Below are 20,023 nucleotides of genomic sequence, written 5' to 3' on the forward strand. Positions count from 1 at the left end.
GGCGTTTAAAATTCTAAAATAGAGTTTTATTAAAGCTAAACTACATAGTTAATTGTGGTAAAGTTTTATTTTAAATCATTCATTTTAAACTCATCCACTCTTTTGGAACCATCGTTAAATATTTCATAAACATAAATAATATCATTTTTTTCAGAATAGGCTAATTTATCACTTCTCCATCTTCCAGGTTCAGCTCCCCAGTTAACATCATAACCATCAAATCTAACCTTGTTTTTATAATTTGAACCATCAAAATAGTAAACTACATTGTAATAACCCTCTGGATTATAACTAGATGTCATTATTGAAGGTGGTCTTCCAAAAATACTTGATATAACTGCTTTAGAAATCAATAACTCCTTATCCCTATTTTTTATTTTTTCTTCATCAATTCTTTTAGCTAGTTGTTGACGTTTTAAATTTAAATGGCTTGAGGTGTCAATTCGATTTAAATACTCTAAGGATTTATTAAACTTATTTTTTTCAAAAAAAAGCAAAGCATCTTCTAAATGCTTTTCTTCTAAAATACTGTCTTTTTGTTCTAAAAATTGTAATTTATCATTATAAACAGGACTATCTGATGTTATTTTTTGCAATAAGTAATTTGCCACATACTCATCGTACTCAACCAAATATTTTTTTTTCGCTTTCTCTAAAGTTAAACTGTCAATTTTTTTATAAAGAGCTATATCATTTTTGTCTGGATTTTTCAAGTTTTGCAATTCAATCCTTGCTAAATCAAATTCTCCAAGGATGTAATATTCTTTAGCTAATTCAGAATTATTCTTGCATGAAACTAAAAAAATTATAAATAGATAATAAATGGTCTTATTCATATTTAAAAAGAATTATTGGTATAATGTTTTTCGCTTATTATTAAGGTTAGTTATGACTTATGAAAGGTAGATAAAATATTCGAAACTATAATGTCTGTTTGAATTCCATTAATTCCAACCAATGCGGTTATTAAAAAATGATTTGCTTGTCCAAATCTTTTCTTGAATTCTTTTTCAGCAGGGCTTGATTTCCTATTTCTAATTGTCTGGCAGGAGTTGAACCTGCTCTCTTCCCTTTAAAGAACGCAGCAAAGGGATTTTAAGGGAAGCGCCCCACGGCCTCAGACACTTTTAATTATTTATTTTTTCTTGTACCTCTTTAAAAGTGAGTCCTTTTTCATTCACCCATTCAGTAAATCCATTTGAATTTCTTCCTAAAATCATATTCGATGCTGCACTTGGACTATTAAAAACTGTATCTTCAGCGAAAATTAGCTTGTCTTTATTTTCTACCATAATTTCAGTTTCAACTAATTTTCTTCTCATATTTCTATAAGTTTCCGTGCAAGAATTCGATAAATTCTTTTTTGCTTCACTTCCTTTCAAAACTATATAGCCTTGGTCAGTTTCTTTCATTGAAGCTTTAAATGTCCTGGTTTTTATAAAATAGGTTTCGTGAGTGAAATTAGATTTTTCTATTTCATTTTCAGTCGATTGTTTTACTGTTGATGAAATGAGGAATTTGAAGCCCATAACAGGAAGAATTAACTTAATTTGCTCAAGAAAATATTCCATATCTGAAATATCTGCCTCGTGTAGAGTTGGTAAACTTGGTGAATTTCCATTATCAATTTGAGCAGTTTTAGCTTCAATAGCCAATTGAACAAGTCTTGATTCCAGATATCTAATTTGAGTTTTTGTTAATAATTCATCTTTACTTACGAAGAAAATAAGTTCCTTAAAATCCTTATTTGGGTCACTTAAATGTTGTTTTAGTCGAGTTTTTATATTTTCAGCTTCTCCGATATATATTTTCTCATCGAACGCATCATCTGTCGGGTCTCCTTTCAAACAGTAAATTCCAGGATTATCGAATTCACTTCTGTTCATTATTTTATTAACAGTTGCTCGAGGACTATAAATTGCTTTTCCTACCCAATTTCCTATTTCACTTAGTCGTGGTCCATAGGCGGTTCCGTCAATCATGTATACTGTCAGTTTCTTTCCCATTCAGTTTTCTTTGTTTTTAATTAATGCCAACGGTCTTGTTTATAAAAAGTAGCGGCTTCTACACATTTATTTTTCAGATTAACAAAGACCTTTAATTTATTCATTTTATTATGATTAACCACCAAAACCGCTATCTTTTATATACGCAGTTAGGGTGCGTTATTTTTGTATTGATATCCAATTTTTTTCAGCCAACCAAGTAATAATTCCCATTGTGGCTCAATCCATTGTGAAGTCAAATGATAATTGCCACAAAATATTTCTCTCGCATAATATCTTTTCCTTCCATATTCATCTTCGATTGGTCTATTTTTATTTCTTAAAACCTCAAAATTAGAGTTGAAAACTCGCTTAGAGTATTCAGGTTTTTGAAGTTCATTTATTTCTCTGTCAGACAAAAGGTTCAGTTCAAATGCTTTTCTAAAACTATGCTGAACAAATTGTCCAATCTTCATTCCGTTTACCTCCTTTTTTGAACTTGTAATTCGATTGATTACAGGTTTTGGTGCTGTTAACGTTAAATTTCTTTTTCGAATGTCAAGATTCATTAATTTAATTGCACGAGAAAACAATTCAGTCGTATCGTGTTCCTCGTTTATATTATCCAAAAGTGAATCTACAATCACCGAATAAAACTGTTCATTTGATATAAAGTCAATCGAAATATTGTCATCGTTTATTACTTCATTTGCTTTTATCATTAAATCTTCGATAATTACTTGAGTTGCAGGATTGACTTTTGGTGTAATGAAATATGAATTAAATTTCTCGTTTTCATCAAAGTACGATTGCATTATAAAAATTGTTCTGAAAATCTTTTTTACGATTCTTAAGGCGGTTTCTGTTTTATTACCGTAGTTCAAACCTGCTGAATGAAATGCTACATCTATTCCATAAATCGTTTCTTCTGCTGTGTTAATTCCTAAAACATCAATTTCGGCTTGTTTAATTAATTGGTCAAATGAATTGTTTTTAAAAATTCCGCTAAAGTGTTCTGATGAAGAAACCTTGTTGAATAATTCTCTTGCTCTTTCTTTTTCATATTCAGTTACTGTCCAATTTCCGCTCGTAGTCCAATTGGTTTGTACAATTCTACATCCCTCAACGTGTTTTAAATAACTGTAAATAAGTGATTCTGCAATTTCTATTTTCATTCAATCACGATTTTTGGTCTAATGCACCCTAACGGTCTGTGCAAACGCAGGTGGGGCACATAGCCCCACTTGCCGTTTTGCACTTTGTTATATGCCGCTTTCTTTTTCTTTTCTTTTTATCCAATCTTGGTGAAGTTGAAACCATTTATGATTTGACCTTCCCAATTTACCCGCTTGTCTTGGATGAACTAATGGAAGAAGTTGATAGTTTTTGTCATCAATTTCTATTTCATGTAATTCGCCGTATTCTTTAAAATCTGATAATCTTCGGTATTTATTATCGAATTTATTCGCAAATTCTTTTATCGGAATATCTCCGAGCAGGATGATTGTATCGGCACCTGAATTTTCCAATTCCTCTTTAATTTCTTCCAACCTTCTTTCATTGCAAAATCTTGATGGCACTTTTTCAAGCGTTACTTTTGGCAAGTTGAATTTTTTCTCTATAGGTTCGTATTCTCTTTTTATTGCTTTTAACTGACCGTCATTCAACCTTGAATAAGGTAATAAATCACATAACCAAACATCATCTCTTGTTAACCCCAAAGGTTTCAAGTAACTTTCGTCTAATTCTATTCCCGAAGGTCCATTAAAACTTGGGGCTGCTGGTTGTAATCTTCCTATTTCGGATGGTATTTGAATTTTAGTTATAATTTGTTTTGCCTCTTTCTGATTTCCTCTCCAAAATATTTCAGGTTCACTCGCAACTGCAAGAGCCTTGACTTTTACTTTATTATCTGAACCAATCCATTTTGCATGTACAGCACTTGCATATACTCCTAAGACAAAATACTTTTTCCAAGATTTATCTATTTGCTCAACCTTTTTGACTTTTTCTCCGAATGGGTAGTTCATTTTTCCTTAGTTGGATATAACGGTTTGGCTATGATTCCGTTGCGATGAAAATCCGTAGGATTTTCGGAGTAGGAATCGAGCCAAGTTAAAGGTAACAAATTTTGGTCTAGCATGTTGCAAGCAATGGATTATAGCCGATGTTGGCAGTAGTTTTTATTTTTCTGAGTATTTCTGAATTTCAGTCGAGTCACAAATAATAATGTCCCTATTTCCATTTAACTCTTTTAATTTTAGAATGCAGTCCTCAAAAGACGAAAATTTATGGTGCCGAGATTGTCCATATTTTTGACCTACTTGAGTATATAATCTCCAAAAATTATTACTTTTTTTTTCGATATATCCTTCGTTAGATTTAAAATCATATGAAATTGAGTAATAGTTCGTGCCTAAAATTTGTCTGCCTTCATTGTCTCTAATAAATGCAACGTCTTTAATACCATCTTTCACAACATATAAATTCATACTTATTTTGTTTTTGTTTAAAGTAAGCTGTTGGTCCAAAACAATTCATTAAACTTTTCAAGAAAATCAATCGTATTCTTAAAATCTTTTCGGTCAATATAAATTTCTAGTTCTTCCAAACTTGGAATATAAACTTTTAGATGCACCTCTTGGTCGTTCTCATCATAGTCTAAATAGTTATAAATAAAGCAAACGTGTTTATCTGCTCCCAAATACTCATTATTAGCCAACCAATTTTTTAAATTAGGTGGAGAATTTTTAATTTTTTCATATTCTATTAATTCCTGCTCAAAATACTTTTCATATCTATGAAAATCTGAAATCTTATCAAGAGCTTCATACAAATCCAAAAAGATTTCATGGTCGGTTGGTTTTCCAAATGGAGGTAGTCGGATTACAGTACCATCATCATCTGTAAAAAGATGTTGGCTGTAAACAAAATCATAAGTCTTTTTAAATAAATCTGAATATTTTAAAAGCCACCATTCAATTTGTGATATTTTTATTTTTCCGTTATTATTAAGCCGTTTTAATTCAGATATTTTAATATTCAACTTCATTATTTATTTAGCTTTCGAGAACGGTTGTAATAAAGTAAGAACAGACCAGATGAAATTATAAACGTAGAAATTGCTGGTTTATAATTGTAGAAGTAAACTTTACTGTAAGACCAACCTCCCCCAAATGCACTTCTTTTTACCCATTCAGAGTCGTGAAAAGTACTATTGAATACTATAATACTGATTATAAACCCAAGTGTCAATGAAAGAATTATGTTATTGACTAATTTTTATGAGCCATTTATTAAAAAATGAATGAAATGTTTAAATTGATTTTTCATGGGTGTTATTTAAATTACTGGCAACAGTTGGATAAACGTATTACGTTTATCTACATTATATTTATTCCGTTAAATATACATAATATTCTTACACTTTAAGAGAGTTCTTAACGTAATTGAAACTGCTTTTAGCTATTTGAGATATGTCTCATCTGTTTTTGGAAAATATTTTCCAATTACTACATATACAAGCAACAAAAACTACAATATATAGTGAAATTTGTGATATGAAATATACCTCCTTTTTTTCGACTATTGTAAAAGAGCAAGGACAGCCCCATCTATCAAATGACCAGTTTAGGCGGATGATGAACATTGTACATTTGGAGTCCTATATTGACGCATTGTACTTTCTGCAAAAAAAGGAGAAACACAGGCGATATGAGATGCTGATATTCGCAAAGCACAGAAAATTGGTTGAAAATACAGGTAATTTAGAGCCTAAGCTATTGATGGAAGAAATGGTTAGATTTTCAAGAATTTAGTTTTTGATAATCCCACAGAACTGAAAGCACTCGACATACTCATTTGGATTTAGTTCGCCTTCAGCCAGTACGAAGCCAAAGCCGTTCCATTTTCCCTTGGAAATACGGTATCCCTTGTCAATATCCTGTATCTTTAAATTGTACGACCCATGAATTGAGGGGATATGCCATTGTAAATCTTTAAAATTCATAACTTTATAAAGATAAAATAAATCGCTGATGTGCTACGATATAAAAGCAAATTTAGAAACACAGTTAAAAAGAGCCAGGCAAAGAGGAGATGCGAGTGCAGTAGAGGAAATAATGGAGAGGTTGATACCGTATACCGATTTGCCAATCTACCATGCCTCTGGGTTTAGCCATCCAGAACTGCTTATTTATACTGATGAGTCTCCAGATTTTCCAACGGTAGCAACATGGGGGTTGGTACCACATTGGGTGAAGGATGATGCAGGTGTTAGGAAGATTTGGAACAACACCCTGAATGCTAGAGGTGAAACGATTTTTGAAAAACCATCCTTTAGGTATGCTGCTGAACATAATAGATGTTTAATCTACCTAGATGGTTTTTATGAGCACCATCATTACGGTAAGAATACCTATCCCTATTTTATTTATAGGAAGGATGGTAAGCCCATTGTCTTGGCTGGGCTATGGTCGGAATGGAGGCACGATAATGGCGGAATAATGAACACATTTACCATTGTTACCACTGAAGGCAACCCCATGATGGCCAGAATACATAACAACCCAAAACTAAAGGGCCCGAGAATGCCACTGATATTGACCGAGGAGGAAGAAGATAAGTGGTTGGCACCTATTAACGATGACTTGGATGAAACCGCCGTTAAAGAGCTTATAAGGCCTTTTCCTGAAGAAGAATTAGCATCGCATACTGTTGCTAAACTAAGGGGCAAGGAATATGCTGGTAATGTTGAGGAGATTTCGGAAGAGGTGGTTTATCCTGAGCTGAATACTTTATTTAATTGATGTTATTGCCTCTGTTCTTGGATTAACTTTTTTCCTTCATCTAAATTGATACTAGTGCTTTGACTAAACTGAATTAAAGTCAGTTAGCTCTTACTATAACTACCTTTATTGTTTTTATTGAAGGGTGTAATTACGTCAGCTCCTTGCTTGAGCCTTTTCAAGTTTTACTCAAACGATAAATCATTGTTATTTAGGATAGTTCAGGATCTATAATTTTTTCAATTATTTATTTCCAACAGATTCAAAATATCTTCTGCTAAAAAAGGGTTCAAATTTTTACCTGATAACACCTTTATAAATCCGAGCTTGCATTTATTTTCTCCTTTTCTTCCTTTATGGAAAGACCCAAATTCAGTTTTTTCTGGATTGGAAGATGGATATAGCAAAATGCTTTTTGAGGAGTTCCAATACATGTTATATGCAAACATTTGCTTTAAATCATCATCACCTGGTTTATTCGGGTCGATAACTTTCCATTTGGTGTCAATTATGAAAGTTTCTTGGGAACCATCTGGTTTAGAATAGTTTAAAACAATATCTGGTTTTATAAGTTTACGCTCCCAGAATTTGTCACTATTTTGGAATTTAACCTTTAAATTATCATCTTGATGCTTAGCCAATATTCGATAGACGTATTCTTCCCAAAGTTTATTCATGTCAAATAACAGTGCCAACATATTTTCATCACCACCTTTAATATCTGGTGAATAATTAAGAAGAATCATTTTGGAAATTTTAATAGCCTCATCGTAGATTGTTGATTTCCGATTAGCTACCAATGATTCAAAATGGGTTTTATTGATGCTGTTTTCTTTAACCTCTGGAAAATTTCCCAATGTCCTAACTATAGAATCTGTTAGTGAAGTATTGTTAGTTATAGTCTTCAATACCAAAAGTGCCTTATACAAAATTTGATTTAATAAGTGATCATAATCGTAAACCTGGTGTATAGTATAAAATCGCTCCTTATGTATTAGATTGTTTTGGATGTTCTTACCGAAATTAAGTCGCCCTTTAAGTGCATTCAAATTTCCACTATTCTTTCTGTATTTTTTTATTAGCCCATGTTCCAATAAGTAATCTACTTCTTTAATGAACATTTCAAAATATAAATCGAGAAGAGAATAGTATCGCTTTCTTAATGAGGCTTCACTGACAGAGTCTACTTTAACCTTTTTACATTTAGCAAGCATCTTTAACAAGATATCATGCCAATATTTTTTGTCGTCCTCTGAAGCCTTTAGCTTATCAGCCTTAGGCAAAATTTCAATAGTTATATTTCCAATTTGGATGACGCCTACATAGTGTTTGAACTTAACACCGTTTCTGATTCCATCGAAATAAATATTATTGTTTTTGTCGTTATACTCCCAGAGTTTATTGATTACTTTTTCGCCAAGTTCCTTGCCTTCCGAACACTTTGAGTGAATGGTTAATTTTTCATATTCAAAAACCCTTATTAATCGGCTCATTTAAATACTTTTAAAATCCCATCTTTCGGAAGTTGTAATTTTATAGACTGGCCTTTCCTTTAAATCTGAAGATACATCCGTATCATATCCTTCAAATTTTGCAAATTCAAAATCATCAGAAACGTCCTTAGTGACAAAGCTATCACCAAGCACTAATCCAATTTTACCATAATCGCCGAAGAAATATTCTTCTAATAATGGTATTACTTCATTTTGAAAGCACTTTTTCAAAGAAGGCAAATCATTAACCTTCAAGAAATAGGAATGCCCTATTTTATGATCTTTATCTATTAGTTTTTCAATACGAATATTGATGGTTTCCAATAAATCCTTTAAGTTTACTCCATCCACAATCCCGTATACTTTTCCTGAACGGCCTTCAGTTAGAATTAATTCTGGTTTAGGTGGCTTTTCATTAAAGGAAAAACGACGTCTTAAAGCGGTATCAAGAGCCTCAATACTCCTGTCTGCAGTATTCATAGTTCCAATAATATGTACGTTTTGGGGCACTTTAAATGGAACTTTGGAGTATGGTAAAATGACTTCCAATTCTTCCTTCCCTCCTGCACGTTTATCTTTTTCTATAAGCGTAATTAACTCACCAAAAATTGAAGATACATTTCCTCTATTAATCTCGTCTATGATTAGCACATAATCTTTTACTTTTTTTGATTCAGATTCTATAAGTTGCCCATTATTAACAAAAAAATCTTTTTTCATTTTAACATCACTGGTACTTGTATCTGCCAATTGACATATTCTTTTAAACACGCCATCTTCGATCTTATAAAACACCTCTTTCTTTTCATTTATCTTAGGCTTAATCCCCTCTACAAAATCTTCATAGCTAAAAGATTGATGAAAAGTGCAGAATGCAATTTGACCATTGGTATTATCCCAATTTTTGATTAGGAGCTCCTTAAATCTTTTATTCAATGCATCACGATTATTTTTATTTTCAGTATAAAAATCAGGATCTACAATTTTTAAAGACTCGTTAACAGTATTAAATGTTTTTCCGGTCCCTGGAGGTCCAAACAATATTTTGTTCAATACTTTATTCTCTTGTTTCATAGATGTTGAATTCACAAATTGTGATCTAAAATTTTTATCATAAACAGCCTTCTCAAACTCATTATTACTATGTTTTCTAAAGCCTGTTTTATTTGTTCTTTTAAGTTCTTGGTCAAATCCTTTAAAAATGGAATCTTTATCAGATTCTGAAAAATTTACTTCATTAAAATGTGTATAGTATGGATGAGGTGCATTTCCTTTAAACGCCTCACTATTTGGTCTTATTTTATCTATTGAAAGAACACCAAATTTTCCTTTTTTATTAGACTTGAAAAGACTCCAAGAATAACGCTGACCAATTGTGAAGCTTAAATTGTTATTAGTGGTACTAAATAACAGTCTATCATCTCCTTCTTCTAATTTAAATTCATCCAACACTTCAAATAGAAATGAAAAGTAAGTTCTTAAATCTTCATGATTGAATTTCTTTAAATATTCTTCAAAAGAGGAAAAATCGAAATCAGTTGAAGTTTCATTATCAGAATTTTGGTTTAAGATCCATTCTTTTATATCATTTAATTTTTCACTTAATTCAGGATTTAATTGGATTGCCTCATTCAAAATATTAATAGCAGTTTCGTTTTTTTTCAAATAGCTAAAGCCTACCTGACCAACACGATTAAGATTTTCTAAATATCCCTTTTCTTTTAGGTCTTCAATCTTATTAGGCAATACAACGCTAAGGCCTTTATCTGCAATTAAATTATAAGATTCCCTCTCATTTATATCGACCCAATCTTTTAATACCTCTGTTTTACCATAGAAGCCCACAATCTTGCCTTGGGAATAAAAAATAATCAGATTATTACCCCCTCTAACAGCTGGAGAGTTCGTAAATTTCACAAAACCATAGACCTTATTATCTTTATTTCGAGGGTTGTCAAAATCAAAATTCCAACTTTCGTGGGGAATATTACCACCACTAACCCAAGTATGACCACTCGTGTCCTCGCTTATTTCCTTCCAATTTTTACTGTTCCAAGTTATATTTGCAAGGATAATACTAAATGGTGCTATACTCTTTTGGTTCTTTTTTATCTCCAAAATGTTATTTAACATTTTATCGAATTTTTCATCTGAGAAGATCATTTCATTTCTTAGCCCCATGTCATCAATAATCTTATCTATTTTAGGCTTTTCAACTGCTAAAAATTGTTCCAAATTTTCAAGCACAGCATTTGTTTCGTACTTTTTTACATAGTCTTTGTCATCAAGCTTTTCAAACCCTCCAAGTGTTTTTATTATTTTATCATAACAAGCTAAGAGCTTCTCATCGTTTACTTTTTTAAAAATGATATGAATTTTACAGTTTTCCTGATTTTTACTATTAATTTCAACAACAAAACCGATACTTTTAGTAGAAAGATTTCCGGCTCCTATTTTTGAAAAACCAACTGAAAGATATCTATCGGTACCTTGAAACCAATACCCTTTATCTAAACGGTTATTTCTGTTTTGTTGTCTTAAACCGAATTTTAAATCAGGGATTTGAGTTCTTTTTTGGATTAAAAAATCTAAAATTATATTGCTCCAATCCACAATACTTGATGCTTTAATTGGTGAATCTGATTTTACCATGTCCTATAATAATCAATATTTTACAATAATTTTTTACCTCAACCAATGTTTCAATTTAAACTTTTGCCAATAAAAACTCTGTTACTTTATACCAATCGGGAAATTCCTGGCTTCCAAATTGAATCCATTTACCACCAAAATCCTTTGCTCCATTATTTGGCCTATCATCAATTAAATAATCGCCTGAGTTTAAATTTTTATGATGGGATATAATCAACCTCTTATAGAATAATGAATCTTTATCTTTTCCATAGTATTTATGCACCCATTCAATTTTATGAAGCCAAGCACTTGGGTTAAGCCAAGGCGCCGTTGACAAGAGGTATAAATCATATTTTTTAGACAGTATTTTAATAGATTCAATGGAATTAGTTATTGGTTCCATTAGCGAGAATATATTAGGTACTTCGTCCAATCGTCCCTCATATTCGTTAAGGGTGTTTTGGTCAAGTTTATCAATTCCTGTTTGGAAATCAACAAGGACATTGTCCATATCAATGTAAATTATTTTTTTCTTCATATTCTTTTACCTTATCGTAGCGCATCCTTCATATTGCGCAATCCATTTTTCATTTGACACAGAACGGTTTGTGTAAACTGATTTTTAATGAAGTTTTACAAAGGGTTGTAGCCAGTTTTATTCAGTGTATATTTTATATTCGTCTATTTTCATTTGCAGTCTATTGTTCAAGTATTCATTCTTGTCATTTAGCATTTCGCTAATCATCATTGCTTCATAAAGATAATTTTGGATTTTATCTTTTTTCCAATGTTTTGGTGGCTCTTGAAGATTGGTGATTCTATCAGCTAATTTTACCATTCCAACCTCTTTTTCTAATGCATTGATACGTTTCAAACAATCAATCATTCTTTCTTTTTTTAAAGATAAGTTTTCGTCTTTCGTTAAAGCTTGAACTCCTAAAGCAACTCTATGACCAAATTTACTTTCTATCTCCTCGAAGTTTGTTTCTGTGTCTTCAATAGTATCGTGTAGTAATGCTAACTGAATCGCAAAATCTATATCAAAACTATTATTTGTATTATAAGCCAATAATATCTCCATAGCCACATTTGAGATATGCAATAAGTAATTAGATTCCGTTCCAGGAACTGTTTGATTTTTGTGCTTTTCTCCAGCAAACTTTATTGCTTTTTGATAAATTTCTTGAGTCATTGTATTTTAAAATAGACTTTTATCCCCACGTAAATGATTCAAATTCAATATTATTTTCTACCATAAACGCACCAAACTTCGAGTAAGCATCATTTTCGTTAAAACGATTTTTAATTTCTTTCAGTAAATCTTTTTTTTCATTAATATCAATATTAAAAAGGTTCGCTATTTTTTTTGCTTCGTTATACTTTATATTGTATTGATATTCATAATCTGAATCATACATCAATTCATTTACCCTTTTTCCAATATCATAACCATCAAAAATCAGTTCGTTCTTATCGTTAAAATACACTTTCATCGAAATTTTAATATTAGGGCTTTCAAATTCGTAAAGAGTGATTTTTTCCATATGAGATTTTTATTTGGCTACAACGGTTTGGCTATGATTTCGGCGTGGAATCATCCGCAGAACTATTCCGCATAGAAATCAAGCTAAATATATGTTCTACTTACGGTTTTTGCACCATAGCCACAATCAATTATAGCCGTTGTTAGCGGCAGGTTTCTATTTGTTACTATAAATTTTTCATTTTCCGAATGTATTGTACTGATAAGAGTAATGTTGTACATGTGATTTTAAGAAGTCTGTACAAATAAAGTTAATGGTCTTTAAATTGACGAACGGATTTCAATTTGCCATTGGCAAACTTAATGGTAAATTCATCAACATATCTATTAGTCCCTTTATATTTCCAGGTTTCGATAACCTCTCCAAATCCATAATCATTTATATCTGTAGATTGTGGGCGTCCCATTAAAATCTGAACGGAATCTTTTGACATATATGTATGTAATTTCACTATACCATTTTTTGTGGTGAGTTCGAATGATTGGATGTTTTTTCGGGTATTATTGAGTTTATCTGAAATTCGTTGGTTATCTTTTAATGCGTTATCGTATTCGTTTGAAAGTTGTTTTAATGCGTTAACGTTTTCGTCTGAAAGTTGTTGCAAATCTTTCAATGTTTGCATTCGGATTTCTTCTCTTAATTGATATTCTGCTTTATTGTTTATTATCCCGATAATATGCAATACTCCGACTGTACAGACTGCTCCAAGTACAAACCCTAACGCTATTTTCAAAATTGTATTCATACTGCTATAATTTTAGTTCTTTTCAATAATAATTCTTTAATGCATTGTTGTTGTTATTGCAACTTTGGGCTAAGGGTTCGTATAACCGTCAGTTATCGGTTTAGTTTACTTTGTGTTTCGGTTAAGCACTGTCATTAGCAATTCTGAGTGGATTCGGACGTAGTCGAATCCGCCGTAATTGCGGTTATACATTGTTAGCTACAGCCTTACTTTCTTGTTTTATTCTTTCTACAAATTCATTACATTTTTGAATAAACTCATCAAGTTTTAGTTCAAACTCTTTAAGTCCAATCCACCTATCCCAGCTTTCTGGAAACTTTTTATTTATGCCAAGATTATCGAATAATGGTATGGTGCTTTTGCAAAAGTCGTATGCGATATTTTTGTCCATTCCTAAACTTTCAAGTTGTTGAGCTGAATACCCAATATAACAATCACCATTTTTACTTACTTGGAATATTGTTATTCGTGAACCACTACCATTCGGGTCAGCAATTTTGGCAACGTAGGTAGCTTGTTTCCATTCTATAAGGTAATCTTCGTTCTCAAATTTATCTAAAATCTTTTTGGCAATCCGGACTGTGTCGCTGTCTGTATTATCTAAAAGAATTTCAAAAAATTCATTTTCGGAAAGTGTCGAGCGTTTGCCTTTTTTGGAATTCGTGTTAGTTTCAAAATCGCTTTGTATTTCAATTGTGCTATTTGTACTATTCTCAATTCTAATAATTGCTCTTGTAATTTCTTTTGTTCTTGTGATTAAATTGGGTATTACAATCACACCATTTTGATTATGGTTTTTATATACTTGCAATTCGACAAGTCCGAGTGTAAAAAAAAGTTGTGCAGAATTTGACAAGTACTCAACCATATCTTCCACACTTTCTCTAATCCCATCTCCTACGACAAGTAAAAGAAATCGACCACGCTTCAGGTTTCTTTCCACATTGTCAATGAGTTTTGATTCCATTTCTTCATCTATCACTTCGTAATTATTGATTGATTGAATTATGCCCATCTTTTGAGGATTTCTATTTTTTATTTCGTCATCTAATCGCTGAAAACTCCAGTTTGTTAGCTCTTTGGCGTAATCAATTATTTGCCCTACAACTTCTCGCTTTGCTTCTGGGTTTCGCCATAGCTTTGTTTCTACGATTGTAATATAACCATCTGAAGAAATAAATAAGTTGTCGATATATCCTACTTTTGTAGATATTTCTCTACCAAGAGGTATCAAAGGTGTAAAACCAATTTCTAAATTATCAACTGGAAGAATTTGAGGATTTTCGTAAATCAGTTTTTGTAACCAATCTTCTTGAAACAATTTTTTAGTCAGTGGAATTCGCTCTAATTTTTGAGTTCGGTCATTTGAGATGATAAATGGTGTTCCCTGACTTCTATTTCCTTTATCAGTCATTCTCGATTTTGGTTTTTAGGTTGTAGCTAAGAGCTGGATAAACGTAATACGTTTATCTACATTATGTTTATTCCGTTAAATATACGTAATATTCTTACGAGTTTTGAGGGATTTTAAAGGAATTGAAATTGTTTTGTTAAACCACCACAAAGTTAAATTAATCCATTAGATTAACTGTCTTTCTAAAGCTTCTGACTTCTTTTATGGTGTTGTGTTCTGTATTAGGAACAACCTCAAAAAATAACTTTTCTGTGGCATAACATTTAATGGTAACATCTTTAGTTTTATAAGAATATTTACTTGTCCCAAACAATAGATATATTTTCTGTATAAAACATAATTCCACGAAAAGGCTAGTATTTCTATTAACCTTTCTTCTAGCTATTAACAATCCTAGTTACCTAGAAGTAACAACACTTTTTTGGCTACTGATTTTTTCTCATATAGATTTCTAGTGTAGTATTCTTTTAGCACATCTTTGATTTCATTTGTAAGCCTACCTACTGCTTCTTTCATTATCCAATCGGGTATTTCTTTGTAGAAGTTCTCGGCTATTGAGCCAGTAATACAAGCTAGTGTATCACTATCTCCACCAATTGATATAGCATTTCTTATAGCATCCTCAAAGTCTGTGCTTTCAAGGAAACAAATGATGGCTTCGGGAACTGTGGCTTGACAGGTTTCGTTGTATTCATAGGTTTTTCTTAAAAGATATACTGACCTTTTTAACTTGTACTTAAACTCCTTTTCGATAATCTTTTTAATCTCTTCTTTGCTGAAATTCCTTTTCGCTAACCTACATGCTACTGCTACTGCTTGAGCACCCTTAATTCCTTCAGGGTGGTTATGTGAAACTTCAGTTACATATTTTGCAGTATATCTTACATCTGCGGTCAATTCTGCAAGTGATGATACTCGCATAGCCGCACCATTGCCAAAACTGTTGCTTTTCTTGAAATTAGCATAATTCCCATTTCTGAATTGGTATAACCATTTAGTAAAATTGTTCCCGTATGTCTTGTGAAGGTGGGGATATTCTTTATACCATTCGTTTAAATGCCAACAAAGCCTTGGTTGAGAAATTTGTCTGTCCTGCATCAAAAACTCTGCAATAGCAATACTCATTACAGTATCATCTGTAAACGTGCTTTTTTCACTAAATAATTCAAATTCTTTTGTTTTGATGTTGTCAAATTCGTAAACAGAACCGACAATATCACCTATTATTGCGCCAATCATGACTTATATATGTTTGTTAAGATAAGTGTGAACGTTTTTATGCGTTTGAGCTTTTTTACTGTATTTTATTGCATTATGAGTAGCAACAACATTTATCTTTACTTTAACGATTATCCTTGGTTTCCACCTTAACTCGTCTATTTTATCAAGAATTAGAATGTCAGTTTCATATCCACAAAAATTCTGATATTCTTGGTCGTCGTCTTTGCAAGTCAGACTTTCATTGGCATAAGGAAGGTTTATGCCATCCATTACACGTAAATTTGGATTAACAGTTTTAAAGACTTTTCAATTTCTTCAATTATTGTCTTGACCCAATCAAGTTCATTCTTAATATTTTCGGTGCTTGATATTAATGATGATATTTGAGTTGAATTTTTTTCCTATTCCAAGATTATCTTTCTTATATCAATCATATGTCCTGAATCGTTGTATATGTGAATGAAATACATACCTGTGCTCCATGTAGATATATCAACGGTGAATTGCTGTTGGTTGACCTCAGAATAAAACATGGATTGTGCTAAACTGTTCTTAATTTCGACAGCATATCCATTTACTTTGTTGTAATCCCCATTATCTATTGTAATCATATCATGTGTAGGGTTGGGATAAACAGTGAACCTATTTAAATAAGTTATTGGGTTATAGCTTAAGGTAGTAACATCAATAATCAGTGTGTCCGTTACAGTTATGGTCTGATAGCAAATACCCTCGTTAAATAAATCATTAATTTCCTCATCTGTTAAAGCCCGATTCCATATACCAATATCATCAATTTTACCATTGGCATATTCTCCATAACCTTGAACATTCCTTCCTATTTGTAATGGCATTGAACTATTTTGTGGATTTGATGCTGGGAATACACCTGAATTGGAATCAAATATTTTCACTCCATTCATGTAAAATTTAGTAATACCGTTATTGATTGTGACAGCAACGTGTTGCCATATGTTTAGTTCCTCTTCAATAGCAACTGTAGACTCTTCATTTAAAAGAAAAGCAGTTAACCCCCCAAACCCGAACATAAACTCGAAATTACCCCAATTAAATTGAGTGTCTGATTTTGTTACAATAGGGTAAAAATATCCACCAAATCTAGGCTCAAAATACATTTGCTTAATATTAACCCAAGAAGAAATGGTTATTTCTGAAATATTCTGTAATGAAGTTGAATTCATCACCATAATATAATCATCCACACCATCGAAAGAATAAGCGCTATTAGGATTTCCAAATCTGTCCTCTGTTAATACTGGACCGTTAACCGTTCCGTTATTGCCATTTCCACTTTCATCATTGGCGTTTCCGTTAAATGGGTAATAGGCAACTAATCCATCTTGTGAAATTTGTGAAAAAGCAAAAACTGAAGTTGTCATTAATACTGATAGGGCGAAGTTTTTTAGGTTGAATAAATAAGTCATAATGTTAAATTTTTTAGTACTGTTTATTGGTTGGGATAACATCAATAATAATGGTTTTTGTCCTTTTTTAAATATATGGATTTTTTCACCGTAAGCAAAAGTAATTCCCTACAATAAATTATTGTATGATAATTATCATGATGAGAATAGTCTTTGCCCGAAATAGTATTAAATCTCAATTGCCTTAATCAGTTCCGTTAAATCTGAATACCCTATTAATGCTGCAGAATTTGAGTACTTTCCTAGTTTGACAATTTGATATAAATTAGATTCTAAAGCACCAATATTCGCCTTACGAATTCTAGTATCTATTTTAACACCATAAGTGATTCTATATCTCCGAGAGTAAAATCAGTAAACATAGTAATAACACCTGTTTTATATACAAATGCATCCATTTTGGTTTTTACAGTTTCAGATTCATTTTTTAGGTCTTGAGAATGCATAGTTCGAAGTAACTAGTACGATTAGAATTATTTTTAATGATTTCAGTTAAAAAAGTTTTAAGGTTGTTTCCAAATTAACTATGTATAAAACAAATCTATTATTTTAGTCAATATATTTGTTGAGGAAACCCGTAATTCAATGAAACTAATGCTGATAACACCTGCCAGAGGAGTTTTTGGTCATTCGTCTGCATCGTTTTCCTGCTTGGGTTTTCCCAGTACATTGGGTTGCTGAGGTTTTCTTTTGAATAGATCGGGTTGGCAATAAATTAGTTTGTGATGCTTTTGCTGTTGCCGTTACTTTTGTTTTGTTGGTACTTGGTTTGCAAACGGAACAGGCCGTATAATTTAATTCCTTTGCTTTTTCTAGTGTAATTTCTCTTTTGGAATATTTTAAATAATGGCACGTACTTTTATGGTATTTCTCACCACTTTTAGTAGTATAAACAGTTTGAGAGTTGACTGTACATCCTACTATAAAAATTATAACTGGAAATATGCTTTTTAAAATATTCACTGTTTAGCTCATTTTCTCTTGTTTTTCCTCCACTCCCAAGGTGGAATGACAGTAGGTTCTTGCCATAATCCAATCTTACTTTGTCTAGCTTTATCTTCCAAGCTTTGAAGCACAGAATCTTTTGAATATTGTCTGTAATGCCAAGCTAAACCATTCTTAATAAGTTGCTCGCTTAAATCTAAAGAATCATTGTACCTAATGAGAGCAATCGACCTTCCGTATCTGTCTTTTTTCAATATATGTAAGTTTACATACTTATTAAAAATGGCATTGGAAGTAAATTGTTTTGCTCTTTTAGAAAATGGTTGCTTTCTTTCAGGGCAATCTATATTGGCGACACGAATTTTTAATTGGGTAGAATCTTTAGTTAGAAGTTTGAATGTATCGCCATCTGTAATTGCAGTTACTTTACCATTTATATTTTGGCCCATATGCGGATATGGGTTTAATAAAACATATACAAATAATAATATTAATCCAATTCTATTCAATATCCTTCTAGTTTGATCCGATGTAATAAGCACTTGAATATTCACCATAAAGGCTTTCACTGCCCGCAAAATTTCTTACTCCTGCAGCATTCACAGAAGCAGTAACTTTGTATTCTCCACTTTTGAGTTTTACTGTTTTTGTGGAACCGGGAGTAATGTCAATTTTTCTAACTTCAACTCCGCTATATCTTATGGTCAACGTATATCTAGTATCGTTTTCAATTTCAATTGAAGACTGACTATTATTCTCATTTCCTATTAGCTGAGAAGGAGGTATTTGTCCATGCTCACCTGAAAATATTTCATCTACCTCTAACATTATAATAGTTTCCATAATTTTATCTCTCTCAGGATGGTTTGGATAATCTTCTATGAACCGTTTCCAAGTTTTAGAATCATTGATAGTGAGAGCGTTTGCATAGGATTTGTCTTTATTCAGCTCCTTTAACTCATTTATCCGATTTCTTGCCAAATCTGCATGAGATTTATAGCCTTCAGAATTGAGGTAATCTTCTAATTCATTTATATCTTTTGAAGACGCTAAAATGTCTTCAATTTTATCATCAGCAAGAATTCTTACATCTGGATCACTAACATTCTTTATCCAAATCTTTATCGAGTCTATACTTTTTGTGTTATTAATTTGTCTTACCAAAATTTGCAAATTGAGATTTTTTAATAGATTATTTGCTTCTACAACCTCTTGATAGGTTCCAAAATTGTTAATGATTATTGTAAGATTTCTTTTTGCTTTGGAATAATCTCCTTTTTCAATCAAAATTCTCGAAAGACTTAACAAACTTTCAACAGAATCCTGCTCTTTCTCTAATAATTCATCTGCATTAAATTGCTGCATCTTTTTTCCATCTTTACAAGAAAAGGTGAAAAGAAAGACAATAAGTAGAAGACTAGAAAATGGTAAACGCATCTGTTTTAGAAATTTGGATATACAAATAATTAAATAACATGATAATTACTGAGTTAACACATAACCATATAATCGAAAAAACCACCGAATTAATCAATTTTAGTCCTACTTTCATGACAAATAGGGTTATTAAATAGGAAACCGTAATTGAACAAACATTAACAATTAATATAATTGACGACCAACTGAGCATACTCATGAAACTGGCGTTATCATTTAAATTGTAAGTCACCATATTTGTAAGTGTATCAAATAGAATAAAGTTTGCAATTAAAAAACTAAAATTAACCGATATAAGATAGGGTAATTTAGATTTAATATCATCTTCATCTAATTCGACTCTCTTTAAGCCTTTGAATAGAACAATCCTATT

At 31.7% G+C, this 20,023-nt stretch carries 20 protein-coding genes; 2 read left to right on the plus strand and 18 right to left on the minus strand.

Going from position 1 to position 20,023, the window contains the following annotated elements; genetic code table 11:
* Nucleotides 1–65: 65 nt before the first annotated feature.
* From ACB104_RS05100 to ACB104_RS05125, 6 genes are all read right to left on the minus strand, one after another.
* The gene (locus tag ACB104_RS05100; RefSeq protein WP_370477205.1) at nt 66–836 is read right to left on the minus strand and encodes a hypothetical protein; all 771 of its coding nucleotides are present in this window, start codon (nt 834–836) and stop codon (nt 66–68) included.
* 291 nt (nt 837–1,127) lie between these two features.
* Nucleotides 1,128–2,006 carry a GIY-YIG nuclease family protein gene (locus ACB104_RS05105; RefSeq protein ID WP_370477206.1) on the minus strand — a complete coding sequence of 293 codons (879 nt, stop codon included), beginning with the start codon at nt 2,004–2,006 and terminating at the stop codon, nt 1,128–1,130.
* Nucleotides 2,007–2,155: 149 nt separating this feature from the next.
* Nucleotides 2,156–3,160 carry a hypothetical protein gene (locus ACB104_RS05110; protein ID WP_370477207.1) on the minus strand — a complete coding sequence of 335 codons (1,005 nt, stop codon included), beginning with the start codon at nt 3,158–3,160 and terminating at the stop codon, nt 2,156–2,158.
* An 87-nt stretch (nt 3,161–3,247) separates the two neighbouring features.
* Nucleotides 3,248–4,015, minus strand: a complete 768-nt coding sequence (locus tag ACB104_RS05115; RefSeq protein WP_370477208.1) for a hypothetical protein — start codon at nt 4,013–4,015, stop codon at nt 3,248–3,250.
* 153 nt (nt 4,016–4,168) lie between these two features.
* Nucleotides 4,169–4,477, minus strand: coding sequence for a hypothetical protein (locus tag ACB104_RS05120; RefSeq protein ID WP_370477209.1), 309 nt, complete (start codon nt 4,475–4,477; stop codon nt 4,169–4,171).
* Nucleotides 4,478–4,494: 17 nt separating this feature from the next.
* Nucleotides 4,495–5,037: a hypothetical protein gene (locus tag ACB104_RS05125; RefSeq protein WP_370477210.1), complete on the minus strand. Its 543-nt coding sequence runs from the start codon at nt 5,035–5,037 to the stop codon at nt 4,495–4,497.
* A 508-nt stretch (nt 5,038–5,545) separates the two neighbouring features.
* On the opposite strand from ACB104_RS05125, the gene ACB104_RS05130 reads away from it, so the two are divergent.
* Together ACB104_RS05130 and ACB104_RS05135 are read left to right on the plus strand one after the other, a co-directional pair.
* Nucleotides 5,546–5,803 (plus strand): hypothetical protein, encoded by a 258-nt coding sequence (locus ACB104_RS05130; protein WP_370477211.1) that lies wholly within the window; start codon nt 5,546–5,548, stop codon nt 5,801–5,803.
* Nucleotides 5,804–6,022: 219 nt separating this feature from the next.
* A complete protein-coding gene (locus tag ACB104_RS05135; protein WP_370477212.1) occupies nt 6,023–6,793 on the plus strand; it encodes an SOS response-associated peptidase in 771 nt (256 codons plus the stop codon).
* 218 nt (nt 6,794–7,011) lie between these two features.
* On the opposite strand, the gene ACB104_RS05140 is transcribed toward ACB104_RS05135, so the two are convergent.
* From ACB104_RS05140 to ACB104_RS05195, 12 genes are all read right to left on the minus strand, one after another.
* On the minus strand, nt 7,012–8,265 hold the full coding sequence (locus tag ACB104_RS05140; protein WP_370477213.1) for an McrC family protein: 1,254 nt from the start codon (nt 8,263–8,265) through the stop codon (nt 7,012–7,014).
* On the minus strand, nt 8,266–10,917 hold the full coding sequence (locus ACB104_RS05145; protein ID WP_370477214.1) for an McrB family protein: 2,652 nt from the start codon (nt 10,915–10,917) through the stop codon (nt 8,266–8,268).
* Nucleotides 10,918–10,972: 55 nt separating this feature from the next.
* Nucleotides 10,973–11,437, minus strand: coding sequence for a 5' nucleotidase, NT5C type (locus ACB104_RS05150; RefSeq protein WP_370477215.1), 465 nt, complete (start codon nt 11,435–11,437; stop codon nt 10,973–10,975).
* A gap of 117 nt (nt 11,438–11,554) precedes the next feature.
* Nucleotides 11,555–12,091, minus strand: a complete 537-nt coding sequence (locus ACB104_RS05155; protein ID WP_370477216.1) for an HD domain-containing protein — start codon at nt 12,089–12,091, stop codon at nt 11,555–11,557.
* A 19-nt stretch (nt 12,092–12,110) separates the two neighbouring features.
* On the minus strand, nt 12,111–12,443 hold the full coding sequence (locus ACB104_RS05160) for a hypothetical protein (protein WP_370477217.1): 333 nt from the start codon (nt 12,441–12,443) through the stop codon (nt 12,111–12,113).
* A gap of 250 nt (nt 12,444–12,693) precedes the next feature.
* The gene (locus ACB104_RS05165) at nt 12,694–13,188 is read right to left on the minus strand and encodes a hypothetical protein (protein WP_370477218.1); all 495 of its coding nucleotides are present in this window, start codon (nt 13,186–13,188) and stop codon (nt 12,694–12,696) included.
* Nucleotides 13,189–13,372: 184 nt separating this feature from the next.
* Nucleotides 13,373–14,602 (minus strand): hypothetical protein, encoded by a 1,230-nt coding sequence (locus ACB104_RS05170; protein ID WP_370477219.1) that lies wholly within the window; start codon nt 14,600–14,602, stop codon nt 13,373–13,375.
* A gap of 393 nt (nt 14,603–14,995) precedes the next feature.
* Entirely contained in the window at nt 14,996–15,841 is an 846-nt protein-coding gene (locus ACB104_RS05175; RefSeq protein WP_370477220.1) for an ADP-ribosylglycohydrolase family protein, read from the minus strand.
* Nucleotides 15,842–16,224: 383 nt separating this feature from the next.
* A complete protein-coding gene (locus ACB104_RS05180; RefSeq protein ID WP_370477221.1) occupies nt 16,225–17,268 on the minus strand; it encodes a LamG-like jellyroll fold domain-containing protein in 1,044 nt (347 codons plus the stop codon).
* Nucleotides 17,269–17,859: 591 nt separating this feature from the next.
* A complete protein-coding gene (locus ACB104_RS05185; RefSeq protein ID WP_370477222.1) occupies nt 17,860–18,231 on the minus strand; it encodes a hypothetical protein in 372 nt (123 codons plus the stop codon).
* An 8-nt stretch (nt 18,232–18,239) separates the two neighbouring features.
* Nucleotides 18,240–18,662 (minus strand): thermonuclease family protein, encoded by a 423-nt coding sequence (locus ACB104_RS05190; protein WP_370477223.1) that lies wholly within the window; start codon nt 18,660–18,662, stop codon nt 18,240–18,242.
* Between the two features lie 67 nt (nt 18,663–18,729).
* Nucleotides 18,730–19,650 carry a DUF6759 domain-containing protein gene (locus ACB104_RS05195; protein ID WP_370477224.1) on the minus strand — a complete coding sequence of 307 codons (921 nt, stop codon included), beginning with the start codon at nt 19,648–19,650 and terminating at the stop codon, nt 18,730–18,732.
* Nucleotides 19,651–20,023 lie beyond the last annotated feature (373 nt).

It is taken from the genome of Tamlana flava, assembly GCF_041287255.1.
GTDB lineage: Bacteria > Bacteroidota > Bacteroidia > Flavobacteriales > Flavobacteriaceae > Tamlana > Tamlana flava.

Excerpts from the sequence above, each read along its gene's own strand:
- ACB104_RS05100 (WP_370477205.1), bottom strand. The coding sequence starts at position 836 with ATGAATAAGACCATTTATTATCTATTTATAATTTTTTTAGTTTCATGC.
- ACB104_RS05105 (WP_370477206.1), bottom strand. The coding sequence starts at position 2,006 with ATGGGAAAGAAACTGACAGTATACATGATTGACGGAACCGCCTATGGA.
- ACB104_RS05110 (WP_370477207.1), bottom strand. The coding sequence starts at position 3,160 with ATGAAAATAGAAATTGCAGAATCACTTATTTACAGTTATTTAAAACAC.
- ACB104_RS05115 (WP_370477208.1), bottom strand. The coding sequence starts at position 4,015 with ATGAACTACCCATTCGGAGAAAAAGTCAAAAAGGTTGAGCAAATAGAT.
- ACB104_RS05120 (WP_370477209.1), bottom strand. The coding sequence starts at position 4,477 with ATGAATTTATATGTTGTGAAAGATGGTATTAAAGACGTTGCATTTATT.
- ACB104_RS05125 (WP_370477210.1), bottom strand. The coding sequence starts at position 5,037 with ATGAAGTTGAATATTAAAATATCTGAATTAAAACGGCTTAATAATAAC.
- ACB104_RS05130 (WP_370477211.1), top strand. The coding sequence starts at position 5,546 with ATGAAATATACCTCCTTTTTTTCGACTATTGTAAAAGAGCAAGGACAG.
- ACB104_RS05135 (WP_370477212.1), top strand. The coding sequence starts at position 6,023 with ATGTGCTACGATATAAAAGCAAATTTAGAAACACAGTTAAAAAGAGCC.
- ACB104_RS05140 (WP_370477213.1), bottom strand. The coding sequence starts at position 8,265 with ATGAGCCGATTAATAAGGGTTTTTGAATATGAAAAATTAACCATTCAC.
- ACB104_RS05145 (WP_370477214.1), bottom strand. The coding sequence starts at position 10,917 with ATGGTAAAATCAGATTCACCAATTAAAGCATCAAGTATTGTGGATTGG.
- ACB104_RS05150 (WP_370477215.1), bottom strand. The coding sequence starts at position 11,437 with ATGAAGAAAAAAATAATTTACATTGATATGGACAATGTCCTTGTTGAT.
- ACB104_RS05155 (WP_370477216.1), bottom strand. The coding sequence starts at position 12,091 with ATGACTCAAGAAATTTATCAAAAAGCAATAAAGTTTGCTGGAGAAAAG.
- ACB104_RS05160 (WP_370477217.1), bottom strand. The coding sequence starts at position 12,443 with ATGGAAAAAATCACTCTTTACGAATTTGAAAGCCCTAATATTAAAATT.
- ACB104_RS05165 (WP_370477218.1), bottom strand. The coding sequence starts at position 13,188 with ATGAATACAATTTTGAAAATAGCGTTAGGGTTTGTACTTGGAGCAGTC.
- ACB104_RS05170 (WP_370477219.1), bottom strand. The coding sequence starts at position 14,602 with ATGACTGATAAAGGAAATAGAAGTCAGGGAACACCATTTATCATCTCA.
- ACB104_RS05175 (WP_370477220.1), bottom strand. The coding sequence starts at position 15,841 with ATGATTGGCGCAATAATAGGTGATATTGTCGGTTCTGTTTACGAATTT.
- ACB104_RS05180 (WP_370477221.1), bottom strand. The coding sequence starts at position 17,268 with ATGACTTATTTATTCAACCTAAAAAACTTCGCCCTATCAGTATTAATG.
- ACB104_RS05190 (WP_370477223.1), bottom strand. The coding sequence starts at position 18,662 with ATGGGCCAAAATATAAATGGTAAAGTAACTGCAATTACAGATGGCGAT.
- ACB104_RS05195 (WP_370477224.1), bottom strand. The coding sequence starts at position 19,650 with ATGCGTTTACCATTTTCTAGTCTTCTACTTATTGTCTTTCTTTTCACC.